Below are 20,891 nucleotides of genomic sequence, written 5' to 3'. Positions count from 1 at the left end.
ACAAGCATGCTGAACACCAAAAAAGCCAAAGGCCGCGTGGATGTCTACGGTGAGCGCTTTCGGGCGCGGGCGCATACGCTGTCGCCGCGCTTGCAGGCCGTTGCGCGTTATATCAATGAAAACCGGGAAGGGGTGCTGGAGCATACCGCCATCGAAATCGCGGCGGCGACGCAGACCTCCGACGCGACGGTGGTGCGCGCGATTCAGGCGCTGGGTTTTGCCGGGCTGCGGGATTTAAAGCAGACGCTGGAGCACTGGTTTGGCCCGGCTATCTCATCCGCCGAGAAGATGACCACCACGGTGAATGCGCTCTCCTGTGATGTGAATTCCGGGATCGATTTTGTGCTGGAAGGGCATCAACACACCTGTGACATCCTCTCCGCGCCGGATAACCGCTACGCCATTGCTCAGGCTGTCGCCTTGCTGGTGGAGGCGCGACAGGTGGCGATTTTCGGTATTGGCGCATCGGGCATTCTGGCGGAGTACACCGCCCGGTTGTTCAGCCGCATCGGGTTGCCTGCCACGCCGCTTAACCGTACGGGGATCGCCTTATCGGAACAGCTCATCAACCTGCAACGCGGTGATGTGATGATCATGATGGCGCAGAAATCGGCGCATCGCGAAGGGCTGACCACCCTGAAAGAGACGCGACGGCTGGGCATTCCGGTTATTTTACTGACCAATGCCGTGGATTCGCGCTTTAGCCAGGAGGCGGATGTGGTGATCCACGTGCCGCGTGGCGGCGAGAAGGGCAAAATTCCGCTGCACGGCACGGTATTGCTGTGCCTGGAGATGATCATCCTGTCGGTGGCGTCCGCCACCTCGCAACGGGCCATTAAAACGGTGAAACGCATTAATGAGTTTCACCGTGGGTTAAAACCGGGTGGAAAGAAGGGCTAGGTTCGATGTTGCTGGGTAATCGTTAAATCAATCTGCCGGTTTAGCTGATGCAGCGCCAGTTCTACCGTTTCAACTTTTGATGAGTGCTCTACATCAAGCAGACGGTCAATCTGGGGGCCCTTCTGTCCCAGTTTTCTTGCCAGCTCAGCTTTGCGGGTACCTGTTTCGATCATGGCATTGTGCAGTGCTGCTTTCATCGCGACCAGAACCGGCAGGGAAACCACATATTCCCCCGGGAGGGCAGCGCTTGCCTGCGGGATGGGACGACGTTCGTCAACTTCGATGGCTATCGCAACCACCATAGCGTCAACCGACTGGAGGAGCGCATCATCAAGTGTATCGCCGACAGAATTCATGAGTGGAAGATCCCGGCACGATACAACGAACTGTCCCGTTACGTCGTCTTGCTCAACGCTGACTGGATAATTAAACATAGAAAACCTCGTTATAGCTAAGCACGTATTTATTGCAGACCCAGGTCTTTCAAAATCTTCTTTCTGAGTGGCTCGGGAATTTCTTTTGAACCGTGAAAGGGAAAAACGGAAGCCCTCCCATTCAATTTCACCTTGAAATGGCTACCTCCACCTGGCGCTTTAATGAGCAACAGCCACTTTCTGAACTCACTGTATTTCATCTGGCATCCTGCCTTATGTCTTCCTTTTACATTTCGGTAAGCTACAACATATTAGTTGTTAAACAAAACAAAGGTGTTATTTTTTCCGCTGTCGCCCGCAAATATGGATCACCATTGCAGCGCTGTAAGCCAGCACAATGGCGATACTCATTTTCCACATTGCTTCACCGCCAAGGCCGGAAAGCGGTGTGGCGATGCCACCAAAAACAAACATCAACATCCCCAGCAGCGCCGAGGCGGTACCCGAATGGCGAGCGTCGACGCTGTTCATCGCTGCCGATCCGGCAATGGTCGAAATACCGCTATTGACCGCAACGGTGAAAAACAGCCCCACCAATGCCGGCACCGCCATATTGAGCCAGGCAAAAACGGCGGTCATCAACGCCAGCAGCACCGCCAGCGCCAGCCCGTTTTTTAACAGCGTCGCACCACTGATGCGCCGTGCCAGGCGGGCGAAAATCAACGCGGAAATAATCATTCCCACGCCGTTAACGCCAAACACCAGGCTGAACTGGATTGGCGTCAGACCGTATTCGTTTTGCAGGACAAACGACGAGGAACCGATATACGAGAACAACCCGGCCAGCATAAACGCCTGAATAAAGCAGAAGGTGGAAAACTGCCTGTTTTTCAGCACGATCAGCGACGTTTTCAGCAAACTTTCACCGCTGCTTTTTTCCTGTAATGTCTCTTTTAATAGCAGCGTGGCGCAGAGCACCAGTACCACGCCGATGACCGCCATGGTCCAGAACAACGCGCGCCAGTGCAGCAACGAAGTGATATACCCGCCGAGTATGGGGGAGACAATAGGGGCGATGCCGGTAATGGTCATCAGCAGGGCGAAAAACTGTGTCAACAGCGTGCCTTGATACTTATCACGGGCAATGGCACGGGAGAGGACGGAGCCGCCCGCGCCCGCAATCCCCTGAACAAAGCGCCAGAAGATCAGCCAGTGGATATCCTGCGTGCTGGCGCACAGTACCGACGACACGATAAACAGCAGTAACGACAGCAACAACGGGCGCTTGCGCCCCATTCTGTCGCTTAGCGGGCCGAAAAAGAGCTGCCCAAGGCCCAGTCCAATCAATGATGCCGTCAGTGAGAGCTGGGTTAAGGTGTTGGTGGTGTCCATTTGCCGGGTGATGTCCGGCAGGGCGGGCAGATAGAGGTCGGTACAAATTGGCCCGATGGCCGTCAGCATGCCAAGTACGATGGCATACGCAGGGGATATCCGTGACATAACAAACTCCGAAAAGAGTGCGCCGGAAAAACCCGGCGCAAAATCATTAACGCACGCCGCCGCCCAGTGATTGCCAGAGGGTCACGCGGTTTTCCAGGTCGGTTTGCTGGAGTGAAATCAGTGACTCCTGCGCCGTCCACAATGCGCGCTGTGCGGTCAGCACGGACAGGTAATCGCCGGTGCCGGCATTGTATTGACGCTGGGCGATATCCAGCGATTTCTGCTCTGCCGCTGCGTACTGGCGCTGCGCATCGAGCTGTTCATTCAGCGTTTCACGACGGGCCAGCGCATCGGCGACATCTTTAAACGCGCTCTGAATAGTTTTCTCGTAAGTGGCGATCAGCCCTTTCTTCTCCGCTTCAGCATAGCGCAGCGCCGCCGTATTTTTGCCGCCGGTAAACAGCGGCAGGGAGATGGATGGAGCAAATGACCATACCTTCATGCCGTGGCTAAACAGGGAGGAGAGCGAATCGCTGCCCACGCCTGCGCTGGCGGTCAATGAGATGGTCGGGAAGAAGTTTGCCCGAGCAGCGCCAATATTGGCATTGGCGCTCAGCAGATTATGTTCTGCTTCCTGAATATCCGGGCGGCGCAGCAGGACGGAAGACGAGACGCCGGCCGGCGTCAGGGTGATGCTGTTATCCGCCAGGCTTTCCAGCGTTCCCGGCAGCAGTGAATCTGCCACGGTGTCGCCTGCCAGCAGATTGAGGGCGTTTTTATCCTGCACCACTTGCGTCTGATAGCTGGCGACGCTGGCGCGCGCCTGTTGGAATACCGCCATGGCATCGGCAATATCGCTCGCCGCTGCCACGCCAACCTGCTGTTTTCGTTTGACGATATTCAGCGAGTTTTGCGCGCTTTCCATCGTCTGTTTGGCCAGCGCAAGATTACTGTTATCCGCCGCCAGCGTTATCCAGGCGGTGGTGATTTCCGCCACCAGACTGAGACGGGTGTTCTGCGCGGTATATTCACTGGCAAGCCAGGTTTCACGCTCAGCACGGGTCAGACTCTGGTTACGGCCGAACAGGTCCAGCTCAAAACTGGACACCGCGCCATCCGCTTCGGCACTGTTGCTCAGGCCGCTGGCAACAGTCCGGCTGCGGGTATTGCTCAGCTCGGCATTGACCGTCGGGAACAATGCTGAGCGGTCTTCTGCATACAGGGCGCGTGCTGCATCAATATCCGCAATCGCTTTTTGCACATCGCGGTTTTTGGTCAGCGAGTCGCTAACCACCTGTTTCAGGCGCTTATCGTTAACAATTTGCTGCCAGTCGGTGGCCACGGCTTGCGCCTGGCCGCTGGTCCCCGGTAGCGTCGCCGGGATCGGTGCCTGCGGGCGCTCATAGGTTGGGTCTAACGAGACGCAACCGGCGCTGAGCAGGGCCAGAAAAAGAACACTGATACGCAACATAATTACTCCTGACGTGCGCGTTTACCGGCGAACAATTTTTTCACCAGTACAAAGAACAGGGGAACAAAGAAGATGGCCAGCAGCGTTGCCGTTAACGTCCCGCCGATAATGCCGGTACCGATGGCGACGCGACTGTTCGCCCCGGCGCCTGTCGCAACCGCCAGCGGCATCACCCCGGCGATAAACGCCAGCGAGGTCATCATGATCGGGCGCAGACGGGTACGGGCGGCGCGCAGTGCGGCACGCGACAAGGAACTGCCTTGCTGTACCGCTGCTTCGGCGAACTCCACAATCAGGATGGCGTTTTTCGACGACAGTCCGATAGTCGTCAGTAGCGCCACCTGGAAGTAGACGTCGTTACTCAGTCCGCGCATCCAGGCGGCAAGCGCAGCACCCAGCACACCCAGCGGGATCACCAGAATCACCGAAATCGGCACCGACCAGCTTTCATACAGCGCCGCCAGGCAGAGGAAGACCACCATAATTGAGATGGCGTACAGGCTCATGGCCTGGCCGCTGGCGAGTTTTTCCTGCAATGAGAGCCCACTCCACGCCCAGGTTGTCCCCGCTGGCAAGTTGTCGGCCAGGTTTTCCATTTTGGTCATCGCCACGCCGGAGCTGAAGCCGGTGGCGTTTTCGCCCTGGATTTCATAGGCCGCTGAACCGTTGTAACGCACCAGGCGTTCCGGACCGTATTCCCAGTGCGTGGTGGCGAAAGCAGAGAACGGCGTCATGTCGCTGTTGCTGCCACGTACATACCATTTGTTGAGGTCGGACGGTGCGGATCGTGAGTCGCTATCGCCCTGGATATAGACCTTTTTCACACGGCCACGGTCAGTAAAGTCATTCACGTAGGTGCCGCCCCAGGCGCTGGAGAGCGTATCGCTGACATCGCTCAGCGACAGGCCTAATGCCACGGCTTTATTGCTGTCGATATCCACCTGCAACTGCGGCATCTGCGGCAGGTCGTTAGCGCGCACGGCATGCAGTTCCGCGCTTTGGTTCGCGCTGCCCAGCAACTGGTTACGGTATTTCAGCAACTGGTCGCGATCGGTGCCGCCGCTGGCCAGCAGTTCAAAGGTGAAACCGTTACTTTGACCCAGACCATCCACAGACGGCGGCGTCATGGCGAAGATGCTGGCATCGCGGATGCTGCTCAACTCGCGGCTGGCGCGTAATGCAATGGCCTGTGCGGTGTTTTCCGATCCCGCGCGCTGGGACCAGTTTTTCAGCGAGACGAAGGCCATCCCGGCGTTCTGCCCGCTACCGCTGAAGCTAAAGCCGGTAACGGTAAAGATCGCTTCGGTGTTGGCTTTCTCTTTATTCAGGAACCAGTCGGTTACCTGGTTGGCGACCTCTTCAGTGCGGTTTGCCGTCGCGCCTGCAGGCAGAGTGAACTGCACCATGATTTCGCCCTGATCTTCCGTGGGCAGGAAGCTGCCAGGCAGTCGCCACATGACAAACGCCATGGCCGCGCAGAGCACCGCGTAAGTACCAATGACCGTCACCGCGCGGCGCAAAACGTGCATAACACCGTGCTGATATTTGTGCTCGGTATTGTTGTAGAAGCGGTTGAAGCCGCCAAAGAAACCTTTTTTATGCGGTACGCTGTGTTGCATCACCGCGCCGCACAGCGCGGGTGTCAGCGTCAGCGCCACCACCACTGACAGCGCCATCGCCGAGATGATGGTGACTGAGAACTGACGGTAAATCACCCCGGTCGAGCCGCCAAAGAAGGCCATCGGCAGGAATACAGCGGAGAGGACCAGCGCAATCGCAATCAGCGCGCCGGAGATTTCACCCATCGACTTGATGGTTGCTTCGCGGGCGGGCAGGCCTTCGTCGCGCATAATACGCTCGACGTTTTCCACCACCACGATGGCGTCATCCACCAGTAGCCCTATCGCCAGCACCATGGCAAAAAGCGTCAGGGTGTTAATGGAGTAACCAAACAGCGCCAGCACGCCAAACGTACCCAGCAGCACCACCGGAACCGCCAGCGCCGGAATCAGCGTAGCGCGGATATTTTGCAGGAACAGGTACATCACGCAGACCACCAGTACGATGGCTTCAATCAGCGTTTTAACCACGTCCTCGATGGATATTTTGATGAATTCTGTGCTGTCTTTCGGGTATGCCACGTCATAGCCCTGCGGCATGCTATGGCGATACTCGGCGATTTTATCTTTCACCAGCGTGGCGGTATCCAGCGCGTTTGCGCCCGGTGCCAGCATCACCGCCAGACCAGCCGCCGGGTGACCGTTCAGTTTGGCGATGGCGTTGTAGTCTTCGCTGCCCATTTCGACGCGAGCGACATCTTTCACACGCACCACCGCGCCGCTGCTTTCGCTCTTGATGATGATGTCCTGGAACTGCGCTACCGTTTGCAGGCGCGACTGGGCACGCACAGTGGCGGTTAACTGCTGGCTGTTGGACGACGGCAGTGCACCAATTTTACCGGCGGAGACCTGCACGTTCTGCGCTTCAATGGCGGACTCGACATCCGACGGCATCAGCGAGTAGGAGGCCAGTTTGTTCGGATCCATCCAGATGCGCATCGCGTATTCCGCGCCGAACACTTGCAGGCTACCGACGCCGTTCACACGGGCCAGCGGATCCTGCATGTTACTGACCAACCAGTCGGCGATGTCGGAACTGGTGGCACGATCGGTTTTATCGTACAACCCCATGATCAACAGGAAGTTGCTCTGGGATTTCACGACCGTCACCCCGGACTGGGTCACTTCGGTCGGCAAACGGGATTCCGCCTGCTGCACTTTGTTCTGCACCTGAACCTGGGCGGTATCCGGGTCGGTTCCCTGCTCAAAGGTCACGGTAATATTCACTTCACCATCTGAACTGCTGGTTGAGGAGAAGTAGAGCAGGTTATCCAGCCCGGTGAGTTGCTGCTCGATAACCTGGGTGACGCTGTTTTCCAGCGTCTGCGCCGACGCACCGGTATAGGTGGCGCTGATTTTGACCGCTGGCGGCGCAACATCCGGATACTGCGCTACGGGCAGCGTGCGGATCGCCAGAATACCGGCCATCATGATCAGAATAGCGATCACCCAGGCAAAAACCGGGCGACGCACAAAGAAGCTGGAGAACATCAGGCTTTTCCTCCGTTCGCTTCCTGGACCTCAACGGCCTTAACCGTTGAGCCCGCAGCGACTTTATCGGTGCCTTCCACGATCAGCTTGTCGCCGCTTTGCAGGCCTTTCACCACCAGCCATTTATTGCCGTAGGCGTCGCTGGTTTCGAGGGTGCGTTGTTCCACTTTGTTCTGTGCGTTGACCACCAGCGCGGTGGCGTTACCTTTGGCGTCGCGGGTTATCCCTTGCTGCGGTGCAAGGATCGCGTTGTCCATCACCCCTTCTTCCACACGGGCGCGAACAAACATCCCCGGCAGCAGTTGATGATGCGGGTTCGGGAACACGGCGCGCAGGGTGACGGAACCGGTCGCTTCATCAACGGCGACTTCGGTCAGCGCTAAACGCCCTTTTTCACTGTAAGTGCTGCCATCTTCCAGCGTCAGCGTGACGCTCAGGGTATTGCTGTCGCTGGCGAGCGCTTGCCGACGTAAACGCAGAAGATCAACGCTTGAGCGCGTAAGATCGACGTACATGCTGTCGAGCCCGCGCACGGTTGCCAGCGCCGTGGTTTGTTCTGCCGTTACCAGCGCGCCAGGCGTCACGGAAGAGATACCAATACGCCCGGCAATCGGTGAGGTGACGGTGGTCCAGTTCAGATTGATGCGTGCGGTTTCCAGCGCGGCTTTTTTCGAGGCCACGCTGGCGCGGTCCTGCGCGCAGGTGGATTGCGCATCGTCGGCATCCTGGCGTGATACGCCATCCTCTTTCACCAATTGCGCATAGCGGGTCGCTTTCTGGCAGTCAGAGGTCACCAGCGCTTGCGCTTGCTTCAACGCAGCGTCGGCCTCATCAAACGCCGCGCGGTAGCTGGAAGGATCGATCTGGTAAAGCGCCTGCCCGGCCTTTACCGTATCGCCTTCCGTAAACAGGCGTTTCTGGATGATGCCGCCAACCTGCGGGCGGACTTCAGCCGACAACAAAGCGGACGTGCGGCCTGTCAACTGGCTGGCGATGGCGAGCGGCTGGCTTTTTAAGGTCACCACGCCGACTTCCTGGGCCGGTTGTTGTGCAGGCGGGGTGGCATTATCGCAACCAACAAGGGCGAGGGCGGCCACTAACGTTGTTTTTATTAACTTCATTTCTCTTTTTCCTGGCATGAGCGAAGCCTGCCCGTTTTTTTAAACAGGATAAGGCGCAGGCGGATGTGCTATATATTGGATATAGCAATATGTAGGTTAAGGTTTATATTCCCTTATTTTTTGAATTATTTATTTGTCTGCAAAAAGCATCGTGGTGATTTCCTGATACAACAGTTGTAATTGCGTTGGGTCGCATTTTTGCGGTGTTAAACGGCGCAAGGTGGTGCCTTCCATCAGTGCCGCCAGTAACTCCACGCAACAGCGGACACGCTCCGCGCTCAGATGCGGGTGTCGGCTTTGCATATGGTTGCAGGCGTTCTCAAACATACGGGCGTCGGCTTCGATCATCATGGCCTGGACTTGCGGATTGCGCGTCGCTTCTGCGGCCATCTCCAGCATCAGCGCATCGTCATCCGGGCTCAAAGACTGGCGCCAGGCCAGCGCTTCTGGCAGGTGGCTGGTCTCGGTTTTGTTTTCCATCTCCGCAATGCGGTAGTCAATGATGCGGCGGATCATCTCTTCAATGATCGCGTCTTTACTCACGAAGTAACGGTAGATTTGCCCTACGCTGAGCTGCGCTTCGAGGGCGATTTGCGACATGCTGGCGGCATGAAAACCGCTGGCACGAAAACGCCTGCGGGCGGCGGCAATGATCTCATCTTTGCGCTGCTGATGGCGTTGTTCCTGCGATGTTTTCGGCTGCATGTCTGACCCTCGTGAATTCGATTTGAGAATGATCGTTCTCATCTGCGAGTAGAGTAAACGAATTTATGTTTTACGGGTAAGTATTTTCTGCGCAAATAATGGCAATTTACAAAAAATGACATTATGAAGAAATAATGAAGAAGTATGGAAAATTGCGCAGGGAAATAATATCGGAAAGCTGTGCAGTTAATTTGAAGGCATTATGAGTTATTGCAAATTAATTAAACCGGCGCAAGCTTATTACGCCAGTTTATTTATGGACGTCACGCTTTAATGCGTTGATGAATAGCCAGACCTTGCTCACCCGGCAGAATGTCTTCACGCAGGGTTAACGCCGGGATGTTGTAATCGCCGCCGTTTTGCTGGCGAAACGGCAGCGGCGGCGTTTGCCATAGCGTATCCAGGCGCTCAGCCAGTTCGGCACAGTGTGCGGCGTAACGCGCTTCATCAATGCGGCTGCTGTGATAAATCACCAGCGGTGGCAGCACCGTGAAGCCGGGGTAAAACAAGATGCCATGCTGTATCGGAAACAGAATATCGTTAATCGGGCCATTGATGCCGCGCGGGCTGTAATGCGACGCCCAGCCGCCGGTGGTTACCAGCAACATTGCGCGTTTACCCGCAAGGCGACCTTCGCCGTAGCGATCGCCCCAATGGCTGTCGCTGTGTTCACCTACGCCGTAGGCAAAACCGCAGGCGTAAACGCGATCCACCCACCCTTTCATAATGGCGGGCATGGAGAACCACCACAACGGGAACTGAAAAATCACCGCATCGGCGCGGTGTAATTTCGCCTGTTCAGCGGCGATGTCCTCTGACTGCGTGCCCCGTTCAAAGGCGTGTTTTGAATCTATCGAGGGGTGAAACACGTCGCCAACCGGGGCGCTGCTGCTGTCGTTTGCGTCGAGCTGCGACTTCCATTGCATGGCATACAGGTCAGAGACCTCCACGCTGTGACCCACGCTTTCCAGATGCTGCACGGCAAACTCTTTCAGCGCGCCATTGAGGGAATGGGGCTGTGGATGGGCATAAACAATCAATACGTTCATAACAACTCCCGGCAATAAGATTGAAGCTGCAGGGTAGGTGAGGCGGCGATATAGTAGAAATTAATTGCTGATATCACAGGTATAGTTATGGTTAATTTGCACCGGCTGGATCTCAACCTGTTGCTGACGCTGGATGTGCTGCTCAGCGAGCATAATGTCACGCGTGCGGCGCAGCGTTTGAACCTCTCTCAGCCCTCTGTCAGCGTACAGCTTGCGCGGCTGCGGGAGATTTTTGACGATCCGTTATTGCTGCCCGGACCGCGCGGCATGCAACCCACGGCCAGAGCCGATGGTCTGCGCGAGCCGCTACGTCAGGCGCTGGAGGCGCTGCAACGCGCCGTTTCGCCGGTCAGTGAGTTCGACCCCGCTCAGGCGCAGGTGACCTGGCGCGTGGCGGCCACCGATTACACCGAAACGGCCGTGCTGCTCCCGTTGCTTGCCAGGCTGCGCGCTGCAGCTCCGGCCAGTCGCCTGGCCATCTTTGAACTCAACCCCGGGCAGATCCAGCGCCAGGCGGAGCAGGGTGACATCGACCTCTTTTTCCACCTGCGCGATGGCTCGCCGCCCGCTTTACACCAGCGATTGTTGTTCAGCGAACGCTATGTGCTGGCGGGGCGTGTAAATCATCCGGCGTTACAACGTCGGCCCACGCTTGAGCAGTTTTGCTCGCTCGAACATGTGATTGTGTCGCCGGAGGGCGGCGGGTTTAGCGCTGCGACCGATCTGGCGCTGGCGCAGCGCGGACTGACGCGCAATGTGGTGCTGTCAGTGCCGCATTTCCTGTTTATGCTGGACGCGCTGGCGCGAACCGATCTGGTGGCGGTGTTGCCGGAGCGACTGGTGGCAAAGTCCGGCGTATTACGCGTGGTTGAACCCCCGGTTGAGCTGGCGGGCTTCGACATGCTGATGCTGTGGCATGAACGGCTGCACCGCGATCCGGGGCACAAATGGCTGCGCCAGCAGATCCTGGCCTCACTGGCCACCGGCTGAGAGTGTTAAAATCTTGTAATTTGTATGTGAGAATAATTCTCAATATTATTGAAGCGCTCCGACGCCAATGGTAAGGTGTAAGCCATTTCGTCCCGCCCGGGACAAGGGATGCGACAGGATCGCGACGGCTGCCGGCTATGCAAAAAACACACTTTTCGGTTGAAGACTTTATCGGCTTTGGCGAGCGCTATGGCATCGATTATCGCTTCCCGGCGTTGTCGGGCGACTGCACCTTCAATAAAGCGCAGCGGATTGTGATCCGCGGGGATGTGGAAGAGATGACGCTCTTTTCCGGCCTCAATCTGACCCGTTCCGATATTCGCGTTCTTCAACCTTATGAAACCACATCGCTGCACAGTTGCCCGCTTTATATGCTGGTGGTGCTGGAAGGTTGTGTGATGCTGCGTCTTAACGGGCAGGAATTTGTGGTGCGTGCTGGCATGGCGTTTACCTCGCGCCTCAGCGAGCATCAGGTGATGAATGCCCGTCATCTGGCGGATTACCATCTGCGTACGCTGTCGTTGGGCGTCGATCCCGCCCGTTGCCGACAGTCACCGTTGCTGATGGCGTTGTTGCAGCAATGGGAAGCGGGCGGCGCGCCGACCTTTTTATGGCAGGTTCCGGCGTTTTTACTTTCGGGGTTGCATGCCGCGCAGCAGAGCGCCGCGCCTGGGCTGTCGCGTCAGTTGATGATGGAAGGGCTGATGTTGCAACTGCTGGGGCAGGCGTTGTCTTGCCGCATGCAGGGCAGTGAAAAGCGCAGCGTTGCACCGTGCGGCGAGCAGCACCGGCTGGAAAATGTGCGACGTCTGCTTGAGCAAGAACCGGAAAAAGCCTACACCCTCGATGCCCTGGCGCAGCTTGCAGCCATGAGCTCCAGCAGTTTGCGGGTGAAATTCCGCCAGGCTTACGGACAGCCGGTGTTCGACTATCTGCGTGACTGTCGCCTTGAGCTGGCGCGCAGCTATCTGGCGCAGGGGTATAGCGTGCAGCAGGCCGCATGGATGTCGGGCTATCAACATGCCACCAATTTTTCAACCGCCTTTCGCCGCCGTTACGGCGTCGCACCCAGCGAAGTACGCGTTTCCTGATCCTCCCCGCTTTACGGGCGTAGACCCTCTTTTCTCTCCTGCAATACGTTTTGTCACCGCGCATATGTGACTCGTCATTGCGCATAGCGAGAGTGGAATCCAAAAAGGTAATAATTCTTATTTACAATAATAACCGCTTCTGGAGATTTTCATGTTCGCAAAAACGCGACTGGCGTTGATGATTGGCTGTATCACAGGTGGAATGAGCGGATTGGCGGCGGCGCAGGAAACCGCAACTGCCAATGATACCGTGGTGGTGACTTCGCAAATGCAGAGCGGCGCAACCAAACTGGAAACGCCGGATATCGAAACGCCGCAGGCGGTCTCGATCGTGACGCGCCAGCAGTACGAAGAGCAGGGGGCAATCAGTGTCCGGCAGGCGGTGAGTTACACGCCGGGCGTATACAGCAACCAGATCGGCGCATCGAACCGTTTTGACTACATTGTGCTGCGCGGTTTCTCGGATGGCAGTCTGGATAATATCTATCTCGACGGTCTGAAGATGATGGGCGACAGCAATTCGCACAGTTCTCTGGTCATTGATCCTTGGTTCCTCGACAGCGTTGAAGTGGTGCGCGGCCCGGCATCGGTGCTTTACGGGCGCTCTTCACCGGGCGGCATTGTGGCGCTGAACTCCCGCAAGCCGTCGTTTGATCCTGGCGGCGAAGTGAAACTGTTTGCCGGTAACAATAACCAGCGTGGCGCGGCGTTTGATGTGACAGGCCCGGTGGATGATAACGACCGCGTGGCGGTGCGTTTAACCGGCATGACGCGCTATGCGGACTCCCAGTTTGATCATCTGAAAGAGCAGCGTTACGCCATTGCGCCCAGCCTGACGTGGCGTATTACCGACAACACGCGTCTTGAACTGATGGCCTATCTGCACCGTGATCCCGAGGGCGGCAGCCACTCCGGCCTGCCCTATGAAGGTACCGTGGTTTCCCATGCCGGGCAGAAAGTTTCCAACACCTTCTTCGAAGGCGAAGACAAATACGATAAGTATGATCGCCGGGAAAATATGGTCGGTTACAACCTTGAACATGCGTTCGACAGCGGCTGGTCAGTACGCCAGAAACTGCGTTACTTACGCACCAAAGTCGACCTGAACCAGGTGTATGCCGCAGGCTGGCTAAACGACAGCGAGCTGAACCGCGGCTATTCCGGCTCTGATGAATCGCTTTCGGCCATCACCCTGGATAACCAGATCGATGGCAGTATCGACACTGGCGTTATCAACCACCGCGTGCTTGTGGGCGTCGATTATCAGCGTCGTAGCAATGATGTTACGGCCTCTTACGGCAGCTTCCCGGCGATCGATGCTTTCAACCCGGTCTATGGCGCCGATCCCTTGTCGATCACGGTCTACAGTCGCGAAAAGCATAAGCTGGAGCAGACCGGGATCTACGTGCAGGATCAAATGTCGCTGGACAGATGGCGCCTGACGCTGGGTGGTCGTCACGATCAGGTGAAGATCACCAACGTCAATAAGATCAATGACACCAGCGATACGTTGGATCAAAACCACTTCAGCAGTCGTGCCGCGCTGATGTATCTGTTCGATAGTGGTTTTGCGCCGTACGTCAGCTACTCCACTGCATTTACGCCAACCAGCTTTACCGATGAGTACGGCAAGATCCTCAAGCCGATGAAAGGGAAGCAGTGGGAGGCGGGGCTGAAATTCCAGCCGGAAGGATCGCAGACGATGTACAGCGCGTCGGTGTATCGGATCAACCAGGAAAATATTGCCACCAAAGTGGAGCCGACCGATCCGTATCGCTCGATTGGTGAAATCGAGTCGGAAGGCCTTGAGCTGGAAGCGGTGGGGCAGTTGACGGATAACCTGCGTTTACAGGCGTCTTATACCTACAACGATATCCGCTACACGAAGAGCAGCGCGGAAGAGCAGGGTAAACGCGCCGTTTACGCGCCGCGCAATCAGGCCAGCGCCTGGCTGAGTTACGATGTGAAAAGCGGCCCGCTGAATGGCCTGACGGTGGGTTCCGGCGTGCGTTATGTGAATGGCATTACGTCCGATCGCCAGAATACGCATACGCTGCCTTCCTATACGCTGGTCGACATGGCGGTGGGTTACGATCTGACGCAGGTTGGTCTGAAGGGATTGAGTGCGCAGGTCACGGTCAATAACCTGACGGACAAACGCTATATTGCCGCCTGTAATTCTCTCTCTTACTGCTATTTTGGCGCTGAGCGCAACATTGTTGGCAGTCTCTCCTACGCGTTCTGATGCTTTCGCAGCCCGGTTTGATGCCGGGCTTTTTTGCGGTCCATTATTTTCTGCAGCCAGGCTGATTTTTTTTGTAATATCCATTTTGGACGCTGGTTCGCGATTTAAAAAATAAAATAAGAATATAAGCGACACAAATTACAGCCGACTTAACGACTTTAATTTATTAATTTGCTTCACGATTTCTTAGTAAAAATCATCTATAATTCCCACACTGCGAATCGCTAACCTTGAAGAATATTTGCCATGGTTAATCGCCTTTTTTTAGGTGGCCTTTTTATTTTATTAAACCTGTATGACTGCAGCGCATGGGCGGTGAACTGCAGGCGTGCGGCAACACCACTGGAAAATACGATTTGCAAGAATGACAATCTGCGCTGGCTTGACCAAACGCTGGATACTATCTATCTCTCAAGGTTGGATCAGGACGACACCCGCTCGATACGCCAGCAATATGCTGCGTGGGAAGCCTCCCTGCAGACCTGCACAACGGATAACTGCATCCGCCGCGCTTATTACAAAGGCATCAATATGGTGTCGGACGTGAAAACGGATTTTACGTGGCAAGGTCAGTGGTGGAATATGCTGGCGCCCCATATGAGCGGCAGCGTGCTGCAGTTTAGTCGCAGCAGTGAATGGAGTATCGACACGGACATCCGCGTATGGGCCGGGGTTAACCGGGAAGAATTTACCGCGGAGGCCCGTAAAGTCTACGGCATGGTGCTGGTTGAAAATATCCGCGATGTCAGCGACTGCTTAATCTTGATCATTCCCAGGCAGGATGGCTCCCTGCAGGTCCACAGCAATGCGGAGTGGGGGTGTCGTCTTATTATGCCTAACGGCGCGTTTATTGATGGCTTGTATCAGTCTGCGGAGAAGGATCCGCGTCCATCCGCCACGCTGTACTCATTGGGCGTACTTCCCACGAACGCACTGGACCAAAAATTCCGTGCGCTGGTGGGCGATGATTATCAGCAGTTTGTGGATACAGCCAATGTGTTTATCTACGAAAACGACCGGGACAATATGGGCGCGACGGTCGTTTCGATGTGGCTGCGCGGCGCGGCCAACCGGCAAACCGCCATGATTATCTATACGCCGCAGGGTGACATCTGGGCTGCACGCTTATTTCCTCCCGCGCGGCCGGGCGGAAAATTGCAGATGCATTACTTCACCACGCGGGATGATAAAACCCGGCTACCGCGCACGCTGGATATCTGGAAAGAACGCTATCAGGATCAGTAAAACGCAGGGCGGCGCACCGCCCTGTCGATCAGCTCAAGTCCACCGCTTTGTGACCAAAAAACCAGGTGACGATAAAACCGCACAGATACGAAACCGCCACGCCTGCTGCGTAGACCGCCATACCGGCGTAGATCCCCTGAGCCGAAGTCATTAGCGGCAGGGCGACCAGCCCGGACGGGCCAAACACGGTATTGAGGCCCACCGGCAACCCCAGCCATGCCACCAGGCCAATAAAGAAACCGCCGCACGCGCCGCCAATACAGGCGGTAATGAATGGCTTAACGCGCGGTAGCGTGACGGCGTAAATCAGCGGTTCGCCAACCCCCAGAATGCCGGGAATGATCGCACCACGGATCTGGTTGCGGATAACCGAGTGCTGCGGCGAACGGAAATAGAGCGCAAGCGCTGCGCCGACCTGACCACCGCCCGCCATGGCCAGAATCGGGAACAATGCGTTAAAGCCTTGCGCATCCATCAGCGCAAAATAGACCGGAATAAAGCCCTGGTGCACGCCAAAAACCACGGCAATCAGGAACAGACCAGCCAGCACCGCACAGCCAAACGGGTTACCGTTCAGGTGCAGGAACAGCCATGACATGCCTTTAAACAACTCCCCGCCAATCGGCATTATCACCGTAAAGGCCAGCGCCCCGGTAATCAGCAGTGTCAGCAATGAGGTGAGGATCATGTCGAGGTTATCCGGCACGATTTTGCGGATTTGTCGTTCAATCCACGCGCCGAGGATGGCGGCGATTAAAACGCCAATAATGTTGCCGCGTGGATCGATGCTCATGCCGAAGAAATTATCGATACCGGAGAAATACCCGCTGGTGGCCTGCGGGTTGTAACCGAGCACAAACAGCGCGGCGATGATCGCGCCGTTAACACCGCTGCCGCCAAAGGCTTTTTGCGCGTTATAACCAATCAGTATCGGCAAAAACGTGAACAACCCCTTGCCGAATATTTTCATGTATCCCACCAGATGGGTAATGGTCGCGCTCTTTTGCGCCGCGCCGCTCAGCAGGCTTTGCTCGATTAATGTCGCAAAGCCGAGCAACATCCCGGCGGCGATAAATCCGGGGATCAGCGGGGTGAAAATCGTGGCGAATTTCGACAGGAACTGATGCACCGCGCTGGTCTGTTTCGCTTTCATCTGCTGTTTGGTGTCGCGCGCCACGCTTTGCAGCGTTGCGGCTTCAGCCGGGGCGTGTTCATGTCCAAGCAGCGTATTCATGGCGTCTGCAGCGGTTTGCGCTTTCCCCGGACCGACAATAATTTGTAATTGGTCATCGCTGTTCACTACACCCAACACGCCCGGCAGGGCTTTGAGACGTTCATAATCAACTCGCTCTTCATTGTTTAATGTCAGACGCAACCGCGTCATGCAGTTACCGCAGGTTTTAATGTTGTCTCTGCCGCCGACCAACTGCACGATGCTCGCAATAACCTGTTCCGTGATTTTCGCCATCACTTTATCCCCGCATTAACCAGCGCCTGACGGATAAAACCGCCGTTATCCTGAAGCAATTGTGTTGCCTGTGTGGCGCTGAGCTGACCCAGCACCATCACGATCGCCGTTTTACAGTGGCCCTCACACGCTTTCAGCGCCAGCGCCGCTGTTTCTGCATCGCAGTCCGTGGCTTCCACCACAATATTGATTTGCCGTTGCACCAGCTTCAGGTTGGTGGCTTCCACATCGACCATCAGATTGCCGTAGACTTTACCGCTGCGGATCATGGCGCCGGTGGTCAGCATATTGAGCACCAGTTTTTGCGCGGTGCCGGCTTTCATGCGCGAAGAGCCTGTGACGACTTCAGGGCCGACAACGGGCGCGATGGCAATGTCGGCGATGCGGGCCATTTCGCTGCCGTCATTACAGGTCAGGGCGACAGTGGTTGCCGCAAGGCTTTTCGCATAATGCATGGCGGCGATCACATACGGCGTGCGGCCACTGGCGGCAATGCCTACCAGCACGTCATTCGCGTTGAAATTAAGTGCTTTCAGGTCATCGACGCCCAGTGTCAGGCTGTCTTCGGCATTTTCCACCGCCTGCAAAATGGCGCGATGCCCCCCGGCAATTAACCCCACCACTTGTTCACGCGGGGTACCGTAGGTGGGCGGGCATTCGCTGGCATCAAGGATCCCCAGCCGACCGGAGGTGCCTGCGCCACAGTAGATTAAGCGCCCGCCTTTGCGGAATGCCGCGACAATGGCATCGACCGCCCGGGTAATCGCCGGGATCACCTTTTCCACCGCCAGCGCCACTTTCTGGTCTTCAGCATTGATCACTTTCAGCATCTCGTCGGTGGAGAGCATGTCAATATTGGCGCTCGCGGCATTGCGGCCTTCAGTGGTCAGTTTGGATAGATCAATGTTCATCAACGTCTCGCTTAACTCTTCAGTGTGTGCTTTGCCTGCCGCGCAACGGCAGCGCTGTATAAGGAATAATATATTATTAATAAGGATAAAAATAAGAATAATTTATTCACTTAGGTGGGTCTGCGTGCTAAGTGTGATGTCGCTCAAAGCATGGTGATGAAAGGTGCCGACAAAGCCGCGCGGAAGGCCTGGTTACAGTGTGGGTATTTCATTCTGAGCCGTCGGAATACGCAGATAAGAAATTTATTAAATGATTATGCGTAGTGGCTGCTTTTTTGTTATCCATATGTTTTGTATGGATTAATATTTTAATATTTAAGATGATTAAGACATTTTTTTTACCAGCGGTATAATTCGTGTTGCTGAGATATAAGTCTTTTTTGCCCTATTCTGACTGACGGATAAAACGTCTGGGATGATAGGGCCTTTTTTTATATTTAATGATTTCCTTGGTAAGCGCTAATGACGCAGTTTATTGATTGTGGCGGAAGTAAAGGGAAGATATTTATTACTCATTCGGTTGCCAGCGAAAATGTTTTCTCATTAGCCCGCCGTCTTGCTAAATATCCTGTTCCGGTACTGATTAGCGGTGAAACGGGAACCGGCAAAGAGTGCGTAGCCCGGTATATTCACGACAATGCGTATGCGCACGACGCACCTTATGTTGGCGTTAATTGCGCCGCGATTCCGGAAAACTTGCTGGAGGCGATGCTCTTCGGCTATGAAAAAGGCGCTTTTACCGGTGCCGTGACCAGTCTTCCGGGAAAGTTTGAGCAAGCAAACGGCGGCACGTTACTGCTCGATGAAATTGGCGACATGTCACTGGCGATGCAGGCGAAACTGCTGCGTGTTTTGCAGGAACAGGAGGTTGAGCGTCTCGGGAGTCGCCAGTGCCTGCCGCTGAATATCCGCCTGATTGCAGCGACGAATAAAGATCTTGAGCGGGAAGTGACCGCAGGGCGTTTTCGCCAGGATCTGTTTTACCGTATTGCTGTGGTGCCGATCTTCATTCCCCCGTTGCGGGATCGCCGACAGGATATCCTGCCGATTGCCCGGTTTCTGCTGAACAAGTATCAGTCCTGTTTCTTGCGCAGGGTAAATCTGAGCGATGAAGCTTGTCAGGCATTGCTGAATCATGACTGGCCCGGCAATATCCGCGAGCTGGAAAACGTGGTGCAGCGCGGTGTGATCCTCGCTGAGGGCGACGAGATCAAGGCCGCCGATCTGGGGCTGCCGACGCCTCACGCGCAGGCGAAGCCGGGTGACGCCATGATTTCAGACGTACGCCGGCACGGGCGCAACGCGGAGTGTGACTACATCAGTGAAGTACTCAGGCAGCATCAGGGGAACAAAACCAAAACGGCCGCCTTCCTTGGCATTACGCCCCGTGCTCTGCGTTACCGCCTGGCGTCGATGCGTGAAAAAGGCTCAGATATGTCGGGCAGGTAATCCGTCACAACATGCTTTCCGGAAACCTGCCCGGCCCTTTATTTGCTCTCCGGCAGGCTGCTTACCCTGTTGTGTCCGCCGAATATCTCTGGTGTTCTGTGGGTTTGTTTCCCGAGGAATTTGATGCCTGCCAGCGTGATCAGCCATGCGATGCATCCCATCACCAGATAGGTGGCGGCAAAACCGTATGTATCGTAATAGTGCCCGGCAATGGGGTTGATGGCCGTGATGCCCAGGTAATTAAAACAGCCCAGCACCATGTAGATCGTGCCGGTCAGGCGTTTGTCAAAATGTTCTGCAAGGAACTTAAATATCGACACCAGCAGCAGCGCCATCTCGAGGCCATAAAGGGGTTTAATCACGATGATCATCCACGGATGCGTGGCCAGTGCAGACAGCACCAGACGCAGACCAATCACAAAACCGGCGACCAGCAGCCCATTGCGTGCGCCAATACGGTTGATCAAAAAGGGAACCGAAAACATCAGCACGAATTCACAGGCTGACTGTACAAATCCCATGTAACCCAGTACGGCATTCCCGGTTTGATGATCGGCAAAGAAGGTAACAAAGTAGCGCGGAAACTGCTGTTCGGCGCTTTGCATCATCCAGATAATGCCGCCGTAAAACAGCATCAACACCCAGAAGCTGGCATGGTGAAACAGCATCCGCACGTCTTTTCGGTTCACCACCTCTTTTCGCGACGCATTAACCGCCTGCCAGTCAATGCCTTCACCTTGTGTTCTGAGCGTGGTGAGCATAACCAGTACGGCGATCGCGCCGCAGGAGGTGATCATGAAGTTGATATGCGGGTTAATGTTGAATAACTGACCGGCAAAAATAGAGGCGACAGCCCAGCCCAGCGAACCCCACATTCTCACCCGGCCAAACTCAAAACCAAACGCGCGACTGTAGCGGTCGGCATAGGTTTCAAACACTAACACGCCTGCAAGGTAGGCGGTGCCGAGATACAAGCCGCCAGCGAGCATGCCCAGTACTCGGTGAGTGGTCAGCAGGTACTGGTAAATATAGATAAAGAACGGTGCGGCAAAAATGGACGCGATAGCCACCGCGATCAGCAGCGGTTTTTTCAGGCCCAGCTTATCCATGATAAAGCCGAAGATGGGTTTGATCGCGAGCGCAAACAGGGCATTGATCGAGAGCGTGTAGCCAATCTGCGTGCTGGTAAACCCGATGCTGTCACCCAGCCAAATCGCTAAAAATGACCAACTGGTGGACCATGAAAAATAAAACAGGAATAAACACAAACTGATACGTATGTAGGCGCTTTTCGAGGCAGCAGAGAGCATGTTTTTATCCTC

17 protein-coding genes are annotated in these 20,891 nt (G+C 55.6%); 6 read left to right on the top strand and 11 right to left on the bottom strand.

The annotated features are described in order from the left end of the window. Positions 1-6: 6 nt before the first annotated feature. The gene (locus tag N7922_RS21570) at positions 7-900 is read left to right on the top strand and encodes a MurR/RpiR family transcriptional regulator (RefSeq protein WP_263098201.1); all 894 of its coding nucleotides are present in this window, start codon (positions 7-9) and stop codon (positions 898-900) included. On the opposite strand, the gene N7922_RS21565 is transcribed toward N7922_RS21570, so the two are convergent. The 8 genes from N7922_RS21565 to N7922_RS21530 form a co-directional block, all read right to left on the bottom strand. Continuing rightward, complete coding sequence (locus tag N7922_RS21565; RefSeq protein WP_263098200.1) at positions 897-1,334, bottom strand: type II toxin-antitoxin system HicB family antitoxin; 438 nt, start codon at positions 1,332-1,334, stop codon at positions 897-899. The two genes, N7922_RS21570 and N7922_RS21565, sit on opposite strands and share 4 nt — an antisense overlap. Before the next feature lie 29 nt (positions 1,335-1,363). Continuing rightward, a complete protein-coding gene (locus tag N7922_RS21560; protein WP_263098199.1) occupies positions 1,364-1,534 on the bottom strand; it encodes a type II toxin-antitoxin system HicA family toxin in 171 nt (56 codons plus the stop codon). A gap of 76 nt (positions 1,535-1,610) precedes the next feature. Further along, positions 1,611-2,774 (bottom strand): multidrug effflux MFS transporter, encoded by a 1,164-nt coding sequence (locus tag N7922_RS21555; protein ID WP_263098198.1) that lies wholly within the window; start codon positions 2,772-2,774, stop codon positions 1,611-1,613. Positions 2,775-2,820: 46 nt separating this feature from the next. Next, positions 2,821-4,185, bottom strand: coding sequence for an efflux transporter outer membrane subunit (locus N7922_RS21550; protein ID WP_263098197.1), 1,365 nt, complete (start codon positions 4,183-4,185; stop codon positions 2,821-2,823). Between the two features lie 2 nt (positions 4,186-4,187). Beyond that, the gene (locus tag N7922_RS21545; protein WP_263098196.1) at positions 4,188-7,295 is read right to left on the bottom strand and encodes an efflux RND transporter permease subunit; all 3,108 of its coding nucleotides are present in this window, start codon (positions 7,293-7,295) and stop codon (positions 4,188-4,190) included. Then, complete coding sequence (locus N7922_RS21540) at positions 7,295-8,416, bottom strand: efflux RND transporter periplasmic adaptor subunit (protein ID WP_263098195.1); 1,122 nt, start codon at positions 8,414-8,416, stop codon at positions 7,295-7,297. Before N7922_RS21540 ends, N7922_RS21545 begins: the two co-directional genes overlap by 1 nt. A gap of 129 nt (positions 8,417-8,545) precedes the next feature. Continuing rightward, positions 8,546-9,121, bottom strand: coding sequence for a TetR/AcrR family transcriptional regulator (locus N7922_RS21535; protein WP_263098194.1), 576 nt, complete (start codon positions 9,119-9,121; stop codon positions 8,546-8,548). Between the two features lie 263 nt (positions 9,122-9,384). Beyond that, entirely contained in the window at positions 9,385-10,170 is a 786-nt protein-coding gene (locus tag N7922_RS21530; RefSeq protein WP_263098193.1) for an NAD(P)H-dependent oxidoreductase, read from the bottom strand. A gap of 87 nt (positions 10,171-10,257) precedes the next feature. On the opposite strand from N7922_RS21530, the gene N7922_RS21525 reads away from it, so the two are divergent. From N7922_RS21525 to N7922_RS21510, 4 genes are all read left to right on the top strand, one after another. Further along, positions 10,258-11,160, top strand: a complete 903-nt coding sequence (locus tag N7922_RS21525) for a LysR family transcriptional regulator (RefSeq protein WP_263098192.1) — start codon at positions 10,258-10,260, stop codon at positions 11,158-11,160. 137 nt (positions 11,161-11,297) lie between these two features. After that, positions 11,298-12,251: a helix-turn-helix transcriptional regulator gene (locus N7922_RS21520; RefSeq protein WP_263098191.1), complete on the top strand. Its 954-nt coding sequence runs from the start codon at positions 11,298-11,300 to the stop codon at positions 12,249-12,251. Between the two features lie 151 nt (positions 12,252-12,402). Continuing rightward, a complete protein-coding gene (locus N7922_RS21515) occupies positions 12,403-14,496 on the top strand; it encodes a ferrioxamine B receptor FoxA (RefSeq protein WP_263098190.1) in 2,094 nt (697 codons plus the stop codon). Between the two features lie 246 nt (positions 14,497-14,742). Then, positions 14,743-15,741: a lysozyme inhibitor LprI family protein gene (locus N7922_RS21510; protein ID WP_263098189.1), complete on the top strand. Its 999-nt coding sequence runs from the start codon at positions 14,743-14,745 to the stop codon at positions 15,739-15,741. A 28-nt stretch (positions 15,742-15,769) separates the two neighbouring features. Here N7922_RS21510 and murP read toward each other — a convergent pair whose 3' ends face one another. Next, positions 15,770-17,209, bottom strand: a complete 1,440-nt coding sequence (gene murP / locus N7922_RS21505; protein ID WP_263098188.1) for a PTS N-acetylmuramic acid transporter subunit IIBC — start codon at positions 17,207-17,209, stop codon at positions 15,770-15,772. After that, positions 17,209-18,120, bottom strand: coding sequence for an N-acetylmuramic acid 6-phosphate etherase (murQ, locus tag N7922_RS21500; protein WP_263098187.1), 912 nt, complete (start codon positions 18,118-18,120; stop codon positions 17,209-17,211). The genes murP and murQ overlap by 1 nt, the downstream gene beginning before the upstream one ends. Before the next feature lie 462 nt (positions 18,121-18,582). Here murQ and N7922_RS21495 point away from each other — a divergent pair, with 462 nt between their 5' ends. Next, entirely contained in the window at positions 18,583-19,569 is a 987-nt protein-coding gene (locus N7922_RS21495; protein ID WP_263098186.1) for a sigma-54 interaction domain-containing protein, read from the top strand. A 38-nt stretch (positions 19,570-19,607) separates the two neighbouring features. Here N7922_RS21495 and N7922_RS21490 read toward each other — a convergent pair whose 3' ends face one another. Next, on the bottom strand, positions 19,608-20,879 hold the full coding sequence (locus tag N7922_RS21490) for an oligosaccharide MFS transporter (protein WP_263098185.1): 1,272 nt from the start codon (positions 20,877-20,879) through the stop codon (positions 19,608-19,610). Between the last annotated feature and the right edge of the window lie 12 nt (positions 20,880-20,891).

Origin of the sequence: Kosakonia sp. ML.JS2a (assembly GCF_025642095.1) — a bacterium.
Classification (GTDB): Bacteria; Pseudomonadota; Gammaproteobacteria; order Enterobacterales; family Enterobacteriaceae.
This window is presented reverse-complemented; position numbering and strand designations above follow the sequence as displayed.